This window comes from Micromonospora hortensis, from assembly GCF_022230935.1.
Lineage (GTDB): Bacteria > Actinomycetota > Actinomycetes > Mycobacteriales > Micromonosporaceae > Micromonospora > Micromonospora hortensis.
Map to the genome: position 1 here is coordinate 240,648 of NZ_JAKKFE010000023.1, position 18,080 is coordinate 258,727.

Below are 18,080 nucleotides of genomic sequence, written 5' to 3' on the forward strand. Positions count from 1 at the left end.
CCCAACTCGCGGGCTTCTACTCAGGCGGGACGATGGTCGAGGCCATAGGTGTTCCACCACGACGGTCGGTGCCTTCGAAGGACTCCTGCGACTCGGGTCAGTAGCAGCCAGTTACCGTTCAGTGTCAGTGCCGCGTCCTCCGGCCTGCTGGCGAGCAGCCGGTCGACGGCCGCGACCATGTCGGGGACCGCACTGCCGGACGTGTCGTCCTTGAGCATGTGGAAGACGATGTTGACGTACGTGTCGGGTTCCCATTCCCATTGGGAGCCGTCGTCGTCCTCGGCGTCGTAGTAACCGTTTCTGCCGGCATAGACGCTGATGGTGTAGCCGGACTCGTCACCGAGGTCAGCGCCGAGTAGTCGGGGGTATCCGGGCAGAGTTGACTCCTCGACGTTCCCAGGAGCCACGATTTCGGCCACATGTTCCAGCGGGATGTCACCCGCCAGCGTCAGTCGATACTCGATACCCACGTGCTGCCTGCCTTCTCAGTCTCGTCGGACGATCTGAATGATCTCACCGCTGCGGGTCAGCGCTGTGAGTTCTTTAAGGTGGTGGATGGGCCAGTCGTCGAACTGCTTCTGCAGGGTGCCGAGGTCGCCACGCCAGTCCTGCAGGTTGAGCATGATCCGTTGGGTCTGCTGGCTCGCCACCTTTCCCGACACTTCCGTCCAGACGCCGCGCGCGGCTTTCGCGGGGGTCGGTGAGTAGCAGTCGAAGACATGGCCTTCGATCAGGTAGTCCGGGTCCTTGTCCGGCTTCCCGCCGTCGCCCGTGTTCCGCCGCGCCTCGGCGATCTCCTGCCTGGTCGGGTTCTGGTGCAAGCGGTAACCCTTGCCAGCGACCGTGTCGGCACACTCGTTCTCCAACTCCAACGCACGCTGCACCCTGTGATCCGCCCGTGGCGGGATTTTGGTTCGGGGCCCGGTGGGTGATCCGCCGAGGACGCCGGTCGGGTGCCGGCTCCACGGCGTGGGGTTGCGGTCACCGGAGGCGTCGCCGCCGGAGGCGGGAGGCGGCGGGTTCGGATTGGTGGTGGCAAGAGGGGGCGGGCTGGCCGGTCTGGGACTGCCAGCCCCGATCAGTTTCCCGAGGACCCGATCTGCCGTGCTTCGGTGATCGCGGCTTCGATGAGTTGCCGAGTGGTGCTGGTGCGCTGGACTACCAATACCAGGACCTGCTTGATGCTTTCCAGCGCCTGTAGCAGGGGCCCGGGCTGCCCGCCCTGAAGGATCATGGTGACGAGCCGCTGCGCTTCAGCAACCTGAGCGATCGTTGCTGCCGTCGCGTCTCGGGTGCTGTCTACCGCCGCGTGGACGGGTGTCAGCCCGGAGATCGTTTCTTGTGGAGTTGCTTCGTGTGGAACGGCCGCGGTTGCCTTCGTTGCCTCACCGATCGAACCGCCGAGGCTGCCCAGGCCGCCCTGAATATCGGTGATCGCACTGCGCACTCGCGTTACGCCCACCGCCACCGCGGCGAAGCCAGCGCCCGCGGCTCGCAGGGCCACCTCCTGTGCCTGGCTGTCGGCCGCGGCTGCCAACCCATGCGCGCGCTCGACGCCTGCCGCCAGGGCCCGGAGTTCAACGGTGACCTTCTCGATGTGCGACACGTAGCCGACTCCCCAATCGAAGACTGTGATGGTGCCCGGCAGCCGAAACTACCGGGGTATCCGGGAGGCCCACCAGGTATCGGCAGTCGAAGACCTGGGGTCCCGAGCATGACGTGGATCGGCGATGGAACCTCGACATAGCTGGCGGTGAAAGTTGACCTCGTTTCAAGGCTCTCGCGCCACAGACGGTCGACCCTCGCTCCGTAGCCTCGGACTACTTGGTCTGGGTCCTGGTGCCGATGATGACCTCGGTGCGGACGAGTTCATCAAACAAGCCGGTTGGGCTGTACTTGATGAGGGCATCTCGAAGGTCAGCTTCGAAAGCCGCCTTGTCTGGTCCTAGTTGCGCTGGGCTGCTGTAGGAGTAGGAGAACTGCAGCCCAACGACTTCGTCGAGGGTCCGCGTAACGATGCGATCCCAGGTGTGGATCTCGAGATGCCGGAACGTTGACTGGGCGAGGACATCCTGGTGGCGTTCTGTGGGGTGCTCGTAAATACCGCTACCGGCACGCCGGCCGGGACCGAGGTAGCGGGTTCGTACGTCGGCGATGACATCGGTCCAAGGGGCCGGTTCGATGTCACCCGGTGCGCCACCGGAGGCGAGGACGACCGCACCGGCGGGCTCGATGATCTTCTCGAGGTCGCGCAGGGTCTGGTGCCGGTCGGTCCAGTGAAACGACGCACCCATGACGGTGAGCATGACTGGGCCGATGTTCATCGCCGGTAGGGTCGTGGAGCCGCCGAGCAGCCAGGTGACGTTGCCAATGCGCTTTGCTCCGGCGAGTGCACGGCCCTCTTCCAGCATGCCGGCTTCTGGGTCGACGGCAATGACTTCACCGACAAGCGCCGCGAGCGGCAGCGCGATCGTCCCCGTGCCGGTCCCCAGGTCCAAGACGCGTTGAGTACCGTCGAGGCTAAAGCGTAGGCGAAGATGCTCGTACATCGCGGGGTCGTAGCCGGGCCGATATTTGGCGTAGTACGGGGCAGTGGAGATGAACAGTCGGTTGGGCTGCTTCGGCATGGGCACGTTCTCCTTGTCGGTCCGCGCATGCTGGGCTTTAAGAGGCTGGTCGTGGGTGTTGAGCAGAGGGGCCCGGAGGACCCGATTTTGGCCTGTCAGACTGATGGCTGTCCGTCCATGCTCACCATGAGCGCAAGGATGCCGTGATGGAATTCCGACCGATCGAGCGCAACTCCGAGTCATTTCAGCAGCCGGTGACCGCCGACGAGATCGAGGCGGTCTGCCGGCGGGTTTTCGGTGCCGACGCACACGTCGTGTCGGCCATCGAGCTGGGCTCGGGGATGTACAACAACACCTATCGGGTCGTCGTAGCGGGGCGGGAGCGGCCGGTAGTGCTGCGGGTCGCCCCGGAGCCGGACAAGCAGTTCCGTAGCGAGCGACAGCTGATGCGAAACGAGTTCGCCAGTGTGCCTTGGCTGACCGTGCTCGCGCCGCTGATGCCGCAGGTCATCGCAGCGGACTGGTCTCACGAGGTGATCGCCCGAGACTATCTGGTGCAAACGTTCCTTGATGGCGTTCCCGCTCCGGATCGTCTCGGCGCCTACCCCCGATCGTCTTGGCCTGGCTTCTTCCGACAGTTGGGCACAATCGCTTCCCGAGTTCATGGGGTGCGGGGACCATTTTTCGGTCCCGTCGCAGGTCCGGCGTTTGCGACGTGGAGCCAGGCAGTGGTGGCCTCGTTGTACGACATTGCCGCCGACCTCGACGGCGTCGGCTTGGACGCTGCCGACGTGCGTGAGGTTGCTGCGGTGGCAGGCCAGCACTGCGGCGTCCTCGACGAGATCACCGAGCCGCGAATGCTTGCGGGCGACCTGTGGACCGTCAACGTGATGCTCGACCCCGTCGCCGACGAGCCGACCATTACCGGAGTGCTCGACCTGGACCGCACATGGTGGGGTGACCCGGCTGCGGACTGGACGATCCGCATGGCCGCGGCGAAGCCAGGCACCGAACGTGACGCGTTTTGGGACAGTTACGGGCACCCGGATCGCTCTGCGGCTGCGGTGTTGCGCTCGCTGATCTACGAGGCGCGGCACATCGGTGCCATCCGCTTGGAGCGTCATCGACTCGGCAAGGCCGACGGTGTCCAAGGCACCTTCGAAGCCCTGGCAGCCGTGTTGGCCGAGCTCACCGGAGCGCGCCCCGATGAGGCCAGCCGGCGGCTGCTGTGACAAGCACCCGGTGCAGCAGGTGGGCGGTCGGAAGGCGGCTTCGGGCCTCCGCCTGGAGACCCTCCAGCGCGCGGTCCCCGGCCGGGTCGCCCAAATCCAGCGCTGTTCGGTAGATCCGCAGGTAGACCTCGGTCCAGTCAGGCCGTTCGGTGCACTCCACATCGACGAATCCTGCATGAGTGAGAGCTCCGGGCCAGTCGCTGAAGCGGTGCCGCTCGGGTAATCGACTGTCACCCGCTTGCCGTGGATGCCAGCCGGTGAGGATCAGGCGTCCTCCGGGACGGAGGATGCGCCGCGCTTCGACAGCGGCCGCGGTCCGATCGGAGGCGTACTGCAGCGCATCAACGGAGATCGCCGAGGTTACGGCGTGGTCGGCAAGTCCCGTGGCACTCAGGTCGGCCACCACGAAGTGGGCGTTCGCCTGCATTCCGAAGGTGGCGGCACGTTGCCTTGCCAAGGTTGTCGCGACCGGGGAGAAGTCGATGCCGACCAGGGTGGCACCTGTGGTGCGGGCCAGCCACAGGCCAGGGCCACCGCGCCCACATCCTAGATCGGCAAAAATCCCGCCCTCGTCGATTGCGAGCTGCTGTCGGATGTGGAAGAGGAGGTTGGCCGAGAGGAAAGAGAACGGTTCGATCTCCGACGGCATCGCCGGGTCGACCATCCGTACCACTCTGGCGAAGCCCTTGCCGTTATGGGCCTCGCTCCGGAACAGTTCGTCGAACTCATCCGCTAGGGGCGGTGCGGAGTGCCCCCGCTCGGATGCTGGTTTGCTGGGCATGGTCATCGCGTTTTTCGGCCGGCCAAGTTACGGGAGCGCTGGTGATGTGGTGACTCGCCGTCAGCGTCCTCCGGGTCGATCGTGATGGTGATTCCGGCGAGCAGTTGCTCCGCGCGGTTATCGACGCTCTCTCGGTCTGCGCCCGTGACGAGGAAGTAGCCGAGACGTCCGCGATTTGCCTGAGCCGGTCCTACGACATCGCCAACCGCGACGCGCAGCCGTACGTCCGGAATCCCGGCGCCGGCTTCGGGGAGGCCGGCGACCGAACGAAGACGCCCGACTGTCGGACTGGTCAGGAACCGTACGGCGGCATGGCGGCGACGGGTGGCGGTGAGCTCGACGGGGCGGCCGAGGGCGACGTCCAGCAGCGCCGACCACGGATCCACACCAAGGGCATGGTGGATGAGGAAACCGATCTGGCCGGCCCCGACGCGGGCACCGATCTCGATCACAGCGCACCTGCCGTCCGAGCCGAGGATCACTTCGGTGTGTGAGGCACCGTTGCGGATGCCGACGGCGTCGATGGCGCGCTCCACCTGCTGATAGACGGCCTGCATTACCGCAGGTGGAAGGGTTGCAGGCAGGCTGTGGCCTACCTCCACTCGGTGCGCTCCGGCAGTGACGTTCTTACGGGTGACGCAGAGGTGCGCCGTCGTTCCGTCCTGCGTCAGCGACTCGACGCTGTACTCGGCGCCCTCGACGTGTTCCTGGACGAGGACTCGCGGGTCGAGCGACATGCCGTACATGCCGCTCAGGGTGCGGGCGGCCCGCCAGGCACCGGTGGCGGCGGCCGCCTCGCAGACGACCGTGACGCCGACGGAACCAGCGGCCTCGCTGGGCTTAATGACACAGGGGAAGCTGACCTGACCCATGTTGCATCGGCTGCGGAGCTGTTCCTCGTCGTCGACGACGAGGGTGTGCGGGGCGCTTACGCCGTGGCGGGCGAAGGCCTGACTCATCGCGATCTTGTTGCGGGCGGCGTCGGCTCGGGCCGGATCGTTGCCGGGCAGGCCGAGTGCGGCACTCGCCTGAGCGAGCAGCGGGGTCAGGTATTCGTTGGTCGTCAGTACCGCGTTCGCGCCAATCCGGCTTGCGTAGTCAACGACGTCGCACAGGGCCTGCTCGGCGTGGGAGAAGTCGGTCTGCAGAATGCCGGACCAGCGTCGGCGCAGATCGGGACCGTAGGCGGCGTGCTGGTCAGGCATGATGGCGGCGTGAATCCCGTAGCCGCGGGTTGCCGCAGCATCGATAAGGGCACCGGACTCGGGCCCGCCCGGCTCTAGCAGCAGGATGCGCGGGGTGCTGCTCACAGGTAGTCCTCAAGCCGGCCGTTGCGGTGGGTGTCGAGGGTGAAGCAGTGGAACCCGCCGCCAAACAGCCGTCGGTGTCGGTGCCGTACTGGAATGGCGTTGAAGCCGTTGGCCTCGAGGGTCTTGAGCAGACCTGGGCAGTCTTCGTTGACCAGAACGGTGTCCGGGTCGACGGACAGGACGTTGAGATCGATGTAGGGGCTGGTGAGGACCAGGTCGGCGTCGTCGTAGGCGGGGAATGCGCCGAGGTCGGGTTGCGGCGGGACGATGAACTTCCATGACCTCAGCGGCGCGGGCAGTTGGTCACGGATCCCGTCGTGGCGGGCGAGGAACACACCGGGTTTCAGCGCCAGGAGCATGCTGTCGATGTGATTGTCGGCCAAGCGGTAGACCCGGTGAATCCGGTAGCGGCCGTCGAGGTGCCGCTCGAGCCAGTCGACTGCCATCCGGTGGTTGTCCTGCGCGATGTTGACGACCAGGTCACGGCCGAGGCGCAGGACCTGGGCGCCGTCCAGCATCATCTCGAGCCCGATGCCGTACGGGCTTGGTCGGGCGTCGGCGATCGGTTCGGTTGGGCCGCCCAGGGTCGTAGCGCTGTCCTGGGCGTAGGAGAGGTCGAAGGACTGATCGGTGAGAGTAGGCCGGGGCATCGTCGTCCACCTGGCTCCAGCCTCGTAGTAGCGGCGGAAGACAGGGGCCAGCAGACGGGTCTCCAGGTAACGAGAGCGGATGGCGGGTGGCGTCTCGATGATCTCGTCACCGAGGATGAGGGTGTTGTCGCGGATGTTCAGGGCCGGCGTGGGCGCGGCCTGCCATCCCAGACCGGCGATGGGTTCGCTGTCCGGTGGTAGCGGTAGCGGCCGGTGCACCGTGACGCCGAGACCGGCGAGGGTAGCGGCTAGGCCCTCGACGTCCTCATGGAGTTCCGCGGTGTAGCGGCGGCTTATGTCCCACCTGCGCCCTCGGTCTCCATTGCCAGCCACGGCCAGGCGGGGATAGGCCCAGTCAGATCGGAAACCCCGCAGATTGTCGTGGTGGAAGAGCTCAAAGGTGACGTCGCGGTCGTGACTGAGGTAGTTGGCTGCGGATCCGACGATGATCTCGCGCAGCTGTGTGAAGTCGTCGTGGCTGTTCAGCTTCATGATGAACCTCCTTGTGTGCGTGGATCGGGCGCTGGTCGGGAAGGCGCCGTGCCCGTCATCGGAGGTTGGCTGCGACGGGCAGGCGGTGCTGCTCTCGCGACCGACCACGGCGCGCGTAGAGCACCGTCTCGCCGGCGGTGAGTTGCAGGCTGCGCTGTTCGCTCCAACCGGCGAAGCGGTACTCGTCCGGGCCGACCGGCGTCAGGGCGAAGACGCGACCGGCGGCGGTGAGCGTCAGCCGTCCGTCGAGCTCATCGACCCGTGCGAGCTGTGGTGGACCGTCCAGCGGCTGGTCGTTTTCGAAGTCAGTGAAGCCACGGGGAACATGCACTGTGTGCGGAAGCGTGACCCGGCAGGGGACCGGCGGCGGCGTCGGTCGGTTGAACAGAATGTCTGTGTCGGCGAAGGCGGCCTGCCAGGCCGTGGGGAACAGTGCGGCCAACTCGGCGGTGAACAGGGCGTCGATCACTGCATGTATCCGGGTGACTGGGCCGGTGTTGCGCACCAGGTGCTGCCGAGAGAAGTCCCCGTACCAGAACTGCCCGGGCTGCCAGCAGTGCGAGACGCCGTCGAGGACGAGCACCGCATCCTCGTGGGTCACCAGCGGGATGTGCAGCCGTACGAGGCCCCGGGGAAGGGCGTACTTCGGATCTCGGTGTGGCCGCGAAGTGGCGCCAGGGCCAAGTGCCATCAACCGTACGGCGTTGAGTGGGGCTGGGATCGCAGCGAGGATCTCGCGTAGATAGGGCAGACGCCGTAGCCACATGGTGGGGGCGAAGTCGACCGGACCGGGGCCGCCGGGATCGGTGCGTTCTGCGTCGCCACCGGGGCTTCGGAGCGGCAGGACTCGCCAATCGATCGTGGCGGCCGCGCCGATGTCGCCGCCGGCCGCGTGGATGCGTTGGTGCTGCCATCGGTGGCCGGTGACATCGCCCAGTTCGCAGGCGAGCCGGTCGGCGTCGAAGGACGGAGTGAGCCTCGCAGCCTCGGCAAGCGCGGGGCGCTCGGATGGGAGCATTGATGACCTCCTCGAATTCGAATGTCAGGCGAGGTACCGGCGGGAAGCGTCGACGCTGTCACTGCCGCGGTTAGCCTCAGGCGTGTCCGCGAAAGCGGGAATCGAGCCCGTCCCAGATCGCCTGGTGCTCGGCTTCCTCGCCGTAGGCGACGCAGAAGAGGAAGTGGGCGCCCTCGGCCCCGACCGGGATGATCGGCATCGAGACGATGACACCGGTGCGGGTGACAGGGTCATAGCCGTACCCGAGCTCGTCGACTGCCTTCAAGAAGGTGTCGGCGTCGGAAACGGCCCAGGTCGGGGCGGTGTGGTACTCCACCACCGACCGCCGTGGGGCCGCCGCGGTGTCGACGATGCGATGAGCGATGACCTGATAGATGTGCAGTGAGCCGGACACCTGTGCGTTGACCTCGGTGAACAGCACTCGCCCATCGACGGTGACGATCGCGTCCGCGCTCAGGTGGCCGCGGTAGCCCAACGCGCGGTAGGTGTCGGCCAGCCGTCCCCCGCCCCGCAAGAGCTGTGAACGGACGCCGTCGTCCACGCCGCGCAGCGGCACGATCTGGTGGCTCAGGCGCCGCCCGACGTACAGCAGTTCCCCGGACTCGGTGGGTCGTGTCCCCTCACTGTCGGCGCAGTGCTCGGAGTAGATGGACCTGGCCTCCGGGACGAACTCCTCAATGACGACGGGGAAGCGCTCATGCGCCGAGGCCCAGTCCCAGCGTTGACGCCAGTACGCCTCGACCGTCTCCCTGCCACCGTCGGCAAGGTGGTAGAGGTGACGGGCACCGACGTGGTCGGAGGCGAGCCGTGGATCACAAAGCAGGAGCTGGTTGCCGACACCAGCGCCGTTGTGCGCTTGTTTCACCACGACGGCGCCCGCCTCACCCAACAGGGATACGGTCGCGCAGACCGCTTCGCCGCCGCTACGACAGACCGCGCCCGCGGGAGTCGGCACTCCGGCGCCGGCAGCGAGAGCTCGGAAGGTCGCTTTGTTGTTGACCAGTTCCCCGCCTCCCTGGGCGAAGAAGTCGCTGCCAGCGAAGCGGGCGCGGATGCCCAAGGCGGCGGCGAAGCGGGCCACGGACGCCGAAGGCCACAGCGCGAAGACCTCGTCGACACGCTCCGGGCCGTCGTCACCGAGCGCGCCGCGGACGGTCTGGAGGAAGTCGTCTCTGATCAGGGTCTCGGGGTCGAGTAGCAGTCCGGCGTGGCTACCCGCCGGCGGGATCAGGACCCGCAGTGTCTGCGGGTCCACATCAGTGAAGGAGGTCGCATAGTGCAGAAACTGCGGATCGGGTTCGTCGCTGAGCACGATCAGGTCGCCGTCGCGGGCGAACCACAGGACGCGCTGCGTCCATGCGCGCAGGTCCTTCCGGTCTCGGATGGCGGGGTCGATGTGGTTGCCGATGAGAATCCTCATGCTCGCTCCCAGGTAGCGCGGCGCTGTAGGTGGTGGCCCCGGCCGGCGAGTGGGCCGTCGTCGGCGAGTGCGGGCCGTCAGGGGTGGATCGTCAGCGGTGGGAGGTGGCCGGTAGCGACTCGAAGACGCGCATGGTCGCGGTGCGACGACGAAGCGGTTCTCCAGCGAGCCGGAGCCGCATCGGGTGCTGCAGCAGTACGTTGACCAGTACGCGCAGAGCCATCTGGGCGGGCACCGCGCCGATGCACGCGTGGGTGCCCCATCCATAGCCGAGATGTCGTCCCTGCCTGCGGTCGAGCAGGAGACGTTCCGGCTCCGGAAACTGCGCCGGGTCGTGGTTGGCGGCGGCGAAGAGGAGCAGTACGGTTGCGCCCGCGCGTACGGTGACATCGCCGATCTTGGTGGTCGAGGTCGCAATTCGGCTCGTGCCCTGCACCGGCCCGTCGTAGCGGACTAGCTCGTCCACACCGGTACGTAGGACGGCCGGATCGCGCATCTGATCCAGTACTTGCGGATACCGCATCAAGGTGTGCACGGCGTTGCCGACAGCGGCGACCATCGTGCTGTATCCGCCCTGGAACATCACTCGGGCGGTGTTGCGCACATATTGACCAAGATCAGCGTCGGACAGTGGACCAACATGCTCCCTGACGTGGGACAGAACGCCGGGCCGACCAGAGGCGGCAAACCAGGTCTCGACCATCGCACTCAACTGCTGGCGGGCGATCCTGCCTGGTTCGGCAGTCGTTGGATCCAGGCTGGCGTCCATGCTCCGCATGATCGCGTCCGACGTCTGGGCGAAGGAGTGCACGTCGGGTTGGTCGACGCCGAGAAGGTCCGAGATGACTGCTACCGCCAACGGTGCAGCGATTTCGGTCATCACGTCGAACTCCACGCGACCGGCGATCTCGTCGAGACAAGCGGCCATGACCCGTCCGGCTCGCCGCTCGACAGCGACCAGGTCCTGGGCATGAAGCGCGTTCATGAACAGGCTGCGTACCTGCGACTGCTCCGGCGGATCCAAGGTCTGCACGCTCAGGCTTGGCTGCGGCACGGTGCCCCCGGTGCGGCGTGGGTCGCGGGCGAAGAGCGCATGGTCGCGCAGCACGGTCACACAGTCGTCGTACCGGGTCAGCGCCCAGGACCGCATGCCCTCGTGCCAGAAGATCGGAGTGGACCGTCGCAGAGTGGCGAGAACCGGATACGGATCGGTCAGCGTCGACGGATCCAGCGGGTCGTAGGTGGTCAGGGACACGGGCAACCCTTCTGACAGTCCGGATCGGTTGGAGATCGGGCCGGGGCTGGCGCAGGCCGGCCCCGGCCTCGCCTATCCAGATCAGTGGTCGTAGGACATGGTCGACCTCCTCTCGCAAGCCCTCTGACTGGCCGGCACAATCGACTCACCGCAGGGCACCTGGGATGAGGCCTCGCTCGGGATCAGGTGCACGCGGCGTGCGGTCGCGCCGTGGACTTCGTGAGGCAGATCAGAGCGCCGGTCCTGATCGTGCGGCTTCCAGCGCCGAGGCGGATCTGTCAGTCGTAGAGGCGGCCCAGGAGCGCACCCTGGCCGGATTGCAGGATGTGCCCCGCCGTCAACGGCACCCAGAAGCATTCGAATTGGGTGGGCTGATGGGTGCCGTCGTGGTCTTCCTGGCTCGACCACCGCGGTGGCGTGGGCTCGGTGAGCTCCAGGTGGAAGATGTGTCGCTGCTGGACCTCAAACCGGAGAGGGCTGATGTCGTACTCGGACTCACCCAGCTTGCGGACAACCTTGAAGTCCGTGAGTCCGGTCTCCTCGCGGGCTTCGCGCAGCGCCGCATCCTCCGGAATCTCACCAGGGCGAATGCTGCCACCCGGTACCTGGATGCCCACCTCTTCGTAGCTGTAGTCGGTATGACGGAAAACGAGCAGCCGCCTGTCCCGCACGATGTAGCAGAGCGCCTTGTGTGTGACGACTTTTTCGGGCATGACGACCCTCCACTCGACGTCGGGGGCTCGATACCAGGCCGCGCCCCTACAGCGCTGAAGCGAGGCATCATCTGCCCGCTCGAACGACGATGGAGCTGCCGTCAGCGCCTCAGGTCAACCATTAGACATCCGCTGGCACCATGATCGATGCGGTCCGGATGCGGACAACAGCCCTTGTCCGCATGGGGCGGCCTCGACCGAGGCGACGATGGCAGACGCCGCCCGGTCAGTCGATCCGGGAACGCGGTGCCCGGACCGCCAGTATCAATTCCTGCTCATGCCTTGGGCCCCGGCAGGAGGCCGTAATGGTCGGCGAAAGAGCGGACAAGGTCTTCGAGTACTGCCTTGCCCTTGGCCGCAGTGGCGTGGGACGGCAAGCCGATGACGCCGCTGGCGGTGTATCCACCCATCCCTCGCGTGAGCAAATGACGCCGGTCGTCCGCTACATGGTCTGCATGCTGGAAGCCATCACGCACCACCTCCGGCGCAACATGCAGGAGCAGTGAAACCTCAAGCTCGCCAGCGTGCATGTCCTGGTGGGCGGTGCTGTACAGGCCGGCGGCCAGTCGAGCGTCGTCCCAGTCGGCCCGAGCAGGGAACAGAGCCATCCGCCGTCCGGCGACGTTGGCTTCCTGAACGACGTTGGCAAGCGCGTAATTCCCGCCGTGTCCGTTGATCACGGCGAGCTGATCGATGCCCGATTCATGCAGGGAGGCGGCGATGTCGACGACCACGGCGGCGAGGGTGGTGGCGCTGATACTGACCGTTCCACGCCACGAGGCGTGCTCGTGGGAGCAGGAGATTGTCACGGGCGGAAGCAGGAAGAGACGGTAGCGCTCGGCGACTGCCTTCGCGATCGAGCATGCCACGATGGTGTCCGTCAGCAGCGGCAGGTGGGCGCCGTGCTGTTCGAAACTCCCGACTGGGAGGACCGCGATGGACGCCGCTCGCTCGGACTCGTCGGTGCTCGTTGCCGTGGTGATCAGGTCCACGGGCTAATGGTTACACGCTTCGAGAGTCGCCTGCCGGTAGGCGAGCACGAAGGCCGCCGCCTCGGGAACGGCTGGCTGCTGTCGAAGGGCCACCGCCGTGGGGTTCAACCAGCGCAGAGCCCGTGCGGAGGAGGTACCAGCGGCCAGGGTCAGGGCCTTGGTGGCCTCGGTCGCAGCGCGTTCGACGTCGCCGCTGTTGACGTAGGCGGTGGACAGGACCGATCGCCACAGGGCCTCGTCGACGCGCCACTGAGCTGGCCAGTGCTGAAGGAGTTGCTCGTAGAGATTGGCTGCAGCCGCCGGCTGGCCGAGCAGCAGACGGCACTGCGCTTCGTGGGCAGCCACGTACACCGGGTTGCAGTGGGCGCCAACATCGACCGGCAGCTCTGAGTCCCCGTCGGCGCTGCCGGCGACCCTATGCGCCTTGTCGATGCTGGCTACACAGGCGCTCTGGTCACCTCCCATCGCGTAAGCCTGGGCTTGACGGACCAGCAGAAGAGCGCGAATGCGGCCTGGTAGCCGGACCTCGTCCAGCGCCTGCCGCGCCAGGACAGCGGCCCTACGCGGGTCGAATCGTTCGAGGGCGCGTTGGCTCTGCCTCATCAGGACGTAGCTTGCCAGTACCGGCGCGTTGGCCTCGACGGCGTGTTGCTGGGCGCGTCGCAGCCATGCGTCCGCCTCGGCGGCATCGCTCTGCTCGTCGATCCAGCTGAGGAACTCGGCCCACAGTGCCTGGGCGATGAGTACGTCTCGACGGTCGGTTGCGCTGCTCCGCCGCCCGATGGTGGCAGCGGCGCTGATCTGCGCATGGGCGGTGGACGCCATCCCCGCATAACCGATGCGATTTCCGGCAGTGGCAAGGCGGACGAGTTGCTCGTGCCAGGGTGGGAGCAGGTCAAAATCCTCGGGATGATCCATGACGCCCCCGAGCAGGCCATCCCTACCGTCGGCCGAGCGGTGGTCGAGGCCAGTCAGTCGACGCTCGCGTTCGAGGTCTGGCAGGAAGCGGAGCAGCTCGCCACCCGTCTGCAGCGCGGCCTCGCACGACTCGACGAGGCGGGCGGACGGCCAACGTTCGGCCTTCTCCACCTTGCCGACGAGGTCCCCACTGACGTGCACCAGCCTGCCTAGAGCGCGCTGAGACAGCCCGCGGCACTCGCGCCACCGTCGCAGCGCGGCACCGAACCCATCCAGCACTGATCGATGCGGGGTCAGCCGTCGTGGAACCTGAGCCACCGGTACTCCTGGATGCCGTTGCCCATCGCTGCCGCAGTCGGACGGGCCTGACCATACGTGATCGAACGTTACGCGGACAGTTGCATGCGGACAACGCCCTATGTCCGCATCACCGCTATCGACTCGTCTGGCCCGGTGCGCAATTCTCGTTGTTGAGATACCCGTCCGGGCGCCAGGCGAATTATTGGCGGCGATTCGGGTCGACGGGCAGATGCCCTTCCTGACGGGCCAGCTGCAAAGTCGTGAGAGCAGCCAGGCGTCGACTATTTGAGGAGTCTAATGAGTCTCCAGAATGAGCTGTCCCGATATGGGTATCGGCAGGAGTTGAGCCGCCAACTGCGGTTCCGGGATCTACTTGCCTACGGCTTGGTGTACATGGTGCCGATCGCGCCGATGGCGATCTTCGGCAGTGTTTACGCCGGCTCCGGCGGGATGGTGGCTCTGGCGTACGCGGTCGGTGTGGTGGCGTTGGTGTTCACGGCGTTCTCGTACGCACAGATGGTGAAGGCGTTTCCGATGTCGGGCAGCGTCTACAACTACGCCGGCCGCGGCATCAGCCCGCCGGTCGGGTTCCTGGCCGGCTGGGTGATCCTCCTCGACTACGTCCTCGTGCCGGGGCTGTTGTACCTGGTGGCGTCGGTGGCGATGCACGCGACGGTCCCGGCGGTGCCGGTGTGGCTGTGGCTCCTCGGCTTCGTCGCGGTCAACACGATCGTCAACTCGGTCGGCATCCGCATGACCGCAGTGGTTACCCGAGTGATGCTCGTCGGTGAGCTGATCGTCTTGGCGGTCTTCCTGGCCGTCGCCGGCTGGGCCCTCGCCTCGGGTAGGGGCCGGTTCAGTTGGGCCGCCTTCTATAGCGCCGACACGTTCACCTGGTCGGTGGTGGCGGGTGCGGTGTCGATCGCAGTGCTGTCCTTCCTCGGCTTCGACGGCATCAGCATGCTGGCGGAGGAGACCACGGGAGGCTCCCGGCAGATCGGCCGCGCGATGGCCGCGGTTCTCGTCCTGGCGGGGGTGCTGTTCGTCGCGCAGACGTGGCTGGCGGCGATGCTCGTCCCCGACCCGGCCTCGCTGCTAGCCGATGGTGACCCGAACGGGACTGCGTTCTACGACGCCGCCGCCGTGGCCGGCGGGGGCTGGCTGGCGACGCTGTGCGCGGTGGCCACGGCGATTGCGTGGGGCTTGCCGAACTCGATGGTCGCTCAGGTCGCGACCTCTCGGCTGCTGTATGCGATGGCCCGGGACCGGCAGCTGCCGTCGTTCCTGGCGAAGGTGTCGATCCGGCGCAACGTGCCGATCAACGCGACGCTGCTCACCGGCGCGGTGTCCCTGGCGCTGGGCCTGTACATGGCGACCCGTGCGGATGGGATCACGTTGCTGTCGTCGCTGATCAACTTCGGGGCGATGGTGGCGTTCCTGGTCCTGCACGTCTCGGTCGTGGTGCATCACCTCATCCGGGGGCGCAGCGGGAACTGGTGGGCGCACCTGGTCATGCCCGCGGTCGGTTTCGCCATCTTGGTGTGGGTGGTGGTCAACGCCAACATCGCCGCCCAGCGCCTCGGCCTGGCTTGGCTCGCCCTCGGGATGGTCGTTCTGGCCGGCTTGTACCTGTCCGGCCGCCGCCCTGCCCTGTCGGGGTTGGCGCCTGCGCAGCCGCAGGCGCGTCACGTGGAGCGGGTGTGATCGGGATGGACAGGTTCACCTACCGGCCGGCTCGGGACGAGTTGGCCTATACCTTCGGCGGTCGGATGGCGGTGGCGCACGTGCGCGGCGGTGACGTGTTCACCGTCGTGACGGAGGACTGCTTCGGTGGTTTCGTGAGGGGGCCGGCGGACCTGCCGTCGCAGGTGTGCCGGATGCCGTACCTCAATCCGGTGTCCGGGCCGTTCTTCGTCGAGGACGCCGAGCCCGGCGACACGCTCGCCGTGCACCTCGCCGCCATCACCCCGGCGCGGGACTGGGGTGTGTCGTCGACGTTCCCGCACTTCGGGGCACTGACGTCCACCGCGCATACCGCCACTTTGCAGCCTGCGCTGGAGGAGCGGGTGTGGGTGTATGGCATCGATCGGCAGGCCGGGACCGTACGGTTCGAGGCCATCCGCAGCGATCACAGCGTGGACCTGCCGCTGGACCCGATGATCGGCACGATCGGTGTCGCCCCCGGCGGGTTCGAGGCCCGCTCCACACTCGTGCCCGACACCCACGGCGGTAACCTCGACACCCCGCACCTGCGCGCCGGCACCACCCTCTACCTGGGTGTGAACGTTCACGGGGCGATGCTGGCCCTCGGCGACGGGCACGCCCGCCAGGGCGAGGGCGAGGCCTGTGGCGTCGGCGTGGAGATCGCCACGACTACCACCCTCGCCATCGACGTCATCAAAGGCGTGACCACACGGTGGCCGCGGTTGGAGACCGACCGGGACATCCTGACGATCGGGTGCGCCCGCCCTTTGGAGGATGCCTACCGCATCGCCCAGCACGACCTCGTCGGCTGGGCCGCCGCCCTGACCGGCCTGGAAACCCTGGACGCCTATCAGCTCGTGTCGCAGGCGGGGCGGGCGCCGATCGGCAACGTGTGCGACCCCAACTACACCGTCCTCGCCGCCATCGACAAAACGCTGCTCCCCGCCGCGGGACCCGCGTACGGCGGGGCACACGAGCGGCTGCGGCGGCTCACCTCCGGGCTGCGGTAGGAGCCGCGCCGATGACCGCTTCGATCCCGCGCCTGCCGCTGCGCGATGACCTGTTCCTCCTCGGCCACGACGACGACACCGGACACCCCCACGTGCACCGGCAGACCCTCGCCCTCGGGCTCGCGGGCGCGGTCCTGATCGACCTGTACCTGGCCGGGCGGGTGACCCTCGACCCGAACGACGACATCCGCCCGGCCAGCCACCAACGGATACACCCGCACATCGACCGCCCGGTCGGGGACCTGATCGCCGACGCCGCGACCGCCACCATCCGCCACACCCACCCACCCCTGCGGGGGTGGCTGCGGATGTTCTCCGACGACCTCTACGACCGCACCCGCGCCGGACTCGTCGCCGGCGGGATCCTGCGCCACCACACCCGACGGCGCCTCGGCGGCCTCATCCGCGCCGACGCCTACCTCGCCACCGACAGCAAATGGGCCGTCATCGCCCGTTCCCGCCTGCGCTACCTCGCGGCTGGCCGCGAACAACCCGACAACCACACCGCCGCTCTCGCCGGCCTCGTCGCCGATCTCGGCCTTACCAGTCACCTCTACCTCGACGACGACATCACCACCCTGACGGCTCGCTTGAAGGCCATCGCCGGGCAGCACTGCGAGCCGGTACGCGACATCACCGCCGCCGTGGACGCCGCCGTGGGTGACCTCGCTACGGCCGCCTACCGCTAGCCCCAATTCACCTCACCTCGAGAAAGCTGACCGTGAACAACCTGCCCCACGTGCGACCCGCGACCGAGACGCCCCACCCGCTGGGTCGGCGAGCCGTAAAGGTCACTGCCGCCGTCTGCGCGCTCGGCCTCCTCGCCACCGCCACCGCTATCCCGAACTGGACGGGTGCCGCCGGGCCAGCCCAATCCCCGCCCTCACCTTCCACCAATGACCCGGTCCGGTCGGCTGCGTCGCCCTGTCCGTCACCCGCCGCCCTGACCGCGGCACAGCTCAAGGCGCGCGCACAGCAGAAACTCGACCCATCGCCGACGCATCTGCCGGAGTCGGCCCCTGCGCGGCAGGCTCTGGAAGCGATGACGGTTGGGCCGTCCGGCTGCGATGCCATCGCGGGCCGGTTCGCCTACGTCCACCTGCTGCAATGGGCCACGGACACCACCATCGCGGGCAACAACGCCACCACGAGGATCGTGCTGTTCGAAGAGCAACGTTGGCGCGCCGATGATGCCTCCGGACGCGTCATCCGCAGCCGCTACCCCACCGGTAAGCGGCCCACCGACGACAGCACCTACAAGCCCGGTGAGCTGGATGGACCCATCGGGCCGATCGCTGCCGACCCGGCGGCGCTCAGCGCGCACATCGACGCCACCCAGCCCCGACTCCTCGGACGCACCGCCGCCATTCGCGGCCTCGTCAGCCTGCTCGGCTGGCGTACTCCCAACCAAGCCGCCCGCACCGCGGTCCTCACCGTCCTGAGCGACACCCCCGGAATCGCGTACCACGGATCGGTGACCGACCGGGCGGGCCGAACCGGCGTCGGCGTCAGCGCCACCGCCGACGACATCCGCTTCCTGCTGATCCTCAACCCGAGCACTGGCGAACTACTCGCCTACGAAAGAGCCGCGCTCACACCGCCACCTGGCAGCGACCGGACCGGCCCCCTGGTCGACGACTACCACCTGTTCCTCGTCCACACCCGCGCCAGCAGCAGCGGCAGTTCCTGACCTGCGCGACCGACAAGATCGAGGGGAA

18 protein-coding genes are annotated in these 18,080 nt (G+C 67.4%); 5 read left to right on the forward strand and 13 right to left on the reverse strand.

What is annotated here, in order from left to right; translation table 11 throughout:
- Nucleotides 1-20 precede the first annotated feature (20 nt).
- The 4 genes from NIE111_RS17290 to NIE111_RS17305 form a co-directional block, all read right to left on the reverse strand.
- Nucleotides 21-470 (reverse strand): SitI3 family protein, encoded by a 450-nt coding sequence (locus tag NIE111_RS17290; protein WP_238685368.1) that lies wholly within the window; start codon nucleotides 468-470, stop codon nucleotides 21-23.
- Nucleotides 471-485: 15 nt separating this feature from the next.
- Complete coding sequence (locus NIE111_RS17295; protein WP_238685369.1) at nucleotides 486-884, reverse strand: CdiA C-terminal domain-containing protein; 399 nt, start codon at nucleotides 882-884, stop codon at nucleotides 486-488.
- A gap of 194 nt (nucleotides 885-1,078) precedes the next feature.
- Nucleotides 1,079-1,606, reverse strand: a complete 528-nt coding sequence (locus tag NIE111_RS17300; protein ID WP_238685370.1) for a DUF6244 family protein — start codon at nucleotides 1,604-1,606, stop codon at nucleotides 1,079-1,081.
- Between the two features lie 214 nt (nucleotides 1,607-1,820).
- Nucleotides 1,821-2,627 carry a class I SAM-dependent methyltransferase gene (locus tag NIE111_RS17305; RefSeq protein WP_238685371.1) on the reverse strand — a complete coding sequence of 269 codons (807 nt, stop codon included), beginning with the start codon at nucleotides 2,625-2,627 and terminating at the stop codon, nucleotides 1,821-1,823.
- A 146-nt stretch (nucleotides 2,628-2,773) separates the two neighbouring features.
- Here NIE111_RS17305 and NIE111_RS17310 point away from each other — a divergent pair, with 146 nt between their 5' ends.
- Complete coding sequence (locus NIE111_RS17310) at nucleotides 2,774-3,799, forward strand: phosphotransferase family protein (protein WP_238685372.1); 1,026 nt, start codon at nucleotides 2,774-2,776, stop codon at nucleotides 3,797-3,799.
- On the opposite strand, the gene NIE111_RS17315 is transcribed toward NIE111_RS17310, so the two are convergent.
- From NIE111_RS17315 to NIE111_RS17355, 9 genes are all read right to left on the reverse strand, one after another.
- Nucleotides 3,756-4,586 (reverse strand): class I SAM-dependent methyltransferase, encoded by an 831-nt coding sequence (locus tag NIE111_RS17315; RefSeq protein ID WP_238685373.1) that lies wholly within the window; start codon nucleotides 4,584-4,586, stop codon nucleotides 3,756-3,758. The two genes, NIE111_RS17310 and NIE111_RS17315, sit on opposite strands and share 44 nt — an antisense overlap.
- Nucleotides 4,583-5,890 (reverse strand): ATP-grasp domain-containing protein, encoded by a 1,308-nt coding sequence (locus NIE111_RS17320; RefSeq protein WP_238685374.1) that lies wholly within the window; start codon nucleotides 5,888-5,890, stop codon nucleotides 4,583-4,585. The genes NIE111_RS17315 and NIE111_RS17320 overlap by 4 nt, the downstream gene beginning before the upstream one ends.
- Complete coding sequence (locus NIE111_RS17325; protein WP_238685375.1) at nucleotides 5,887-7,032, reverse strand: glycine amidinotransferase; 1,146 nt, start codon at nucleotides 7,030-7,032, stop codon at nucleotides 5,887-5,889. The genes NIE111_RS17320 and NIE111_RS17325 overlap by 4 nt, the downstream gene beginning before the upstream one ends.
- A 55-nt stretch (nucleotides 7,033-7,087) precedes the next feature.
- Nucleotides 7,088-8,050, reverse strand: coding sequence for an aspartyl/asparaginyl beta-hydroxylase domain-containing protein (locus NIE111_RS17330; RefSeq protein WP_238685376.1), 963 nt, complete (start codon nucleotides 8,048-8,050; stop codon nucleotides 7,088-7,090).
- Between the two features lie 76 nt (nucleotides 8,051-8,126).
- The gene (locus tag NIE111_RS17335) at nucleotides 8,127-9,470 is read right to left on the reverse strand and encodes a preATP grasp domain-containing protein (RefSeq protein ID WP_238685377.1); all 1,344 of its coding nucleotides are present in this window, start codon (nucleotides 9,468-9,470) and stop codon (nucleotides 8,127-8,129) included.
- Nucleotides 9,471-9,561: 91 nt separating this feature from the next.
- A complete protein-coding gene (locus NIE111_RS17340) occupies nucleotides 9,562-10,725 on the reverse strand; it encodes a cytochrome P450 (RefSeq protein WP_238685378.1) in 1,164 nt (387 codons plus the stop codon).
- A 278-nt stretch (nucleotides 10,726-11,003) separates the two neighbouring features.
- The gene (locus NIE111_RS17345) at nucleotides 11,004-11,438 is read right to left on the reverse strand and encodes an NUDIX hydrolase (RefSeq protein ID WP_238685379.1); all 435 of its coding nucleotides are present in this window, start codon (nucleotides 11,436-11,438) and stop codon (nucleotides 11,004-11,006) included.
- Nucleotides 11,439-11,713: 275 nt separating this feature from the next.
- Complete coding sequence (locus NIE111_RS17350) at nucleotides 11,714-12,430, reverse strand: creatininase family protein (protein ID WP_238685380.1); 717 nt, start codon at nucleotides 12,428-12,430, stop codon at nucleotides 11,714-11,716.
- A 3-nt stretch (nucleotides 12,431-12,433) separates the two neighbouring features.
- Nucleotides 12,434-13,666: a helix-turn-helix domain-containing protein gene (locus NIE111_RS17355; protein ID WP_238685381.1), complete on the reverse strand. Its 1,233-nt coding sequence runs from the start codon at nucleotides 13,664-13,666 to the stop codon at nucleotides 12,434-12,436.
- Between the two features lie 279 nt (nucleotides 13,667-13,945).
- On the opposite strand from NIE111_RS17355, the gene NIE111_RS17360 reads away from it, so the two are divergent.
- From NIE111_RS17360 to NIE111_RS17375, 4 genes are all read left to right on the forward strand, one after another.
- Nucleotides 13,946-15,352 carry an APC family permease gene (locus NIE111_RS17360; protein WP_238685382.1) on the forward strand — a complete coding sequence of 469 codons (1,407 nt, stop codon included), beginning with the start codon at nucleotides 13,946-13,948 and terminating at the stop codon, nucleotides 15,350-15,352.
- Nucleotides 15,353-15,357: 5 nt separating this feature from the next.
- A complete protein-coding gene (locus NIE111_RS17365) occupies nucleotides 15,358-16,362 on the forward strand; it encodes an acetamidase/formamidase family protein (RefSeq protein ID WP_274531219.1) in 1,005 nt (334 codons plus the stop codon).
- Between the two features lie 11 nt (nucleotides 16,363-16,373).
- Nucleotides 16,374-17,051, forward strand: a complete 678-nt coding sequence (locus NIE111_RS17370) for a GOLPH3/VPS74 family protein (protein ID WP_238685384.1) — start codon at nucleotides 16,374-16,376, stop codon at nucleotides 17,049-17,051.
- Nucleotides 17,052-17,404: 353 nt separating this feature from the next.
- A complete protein-coding gene (locus NIE111_RS17375; RefSeq protein WP_238685385.1) occupies nucleotides 17,405-18,052 on the forward strand; it encodes a hypothetical protein in 648 nt (215 codons plus the stop codon).
- Nucleotides 18,053-18,080 lie beyond the last annotated feature (28 nt).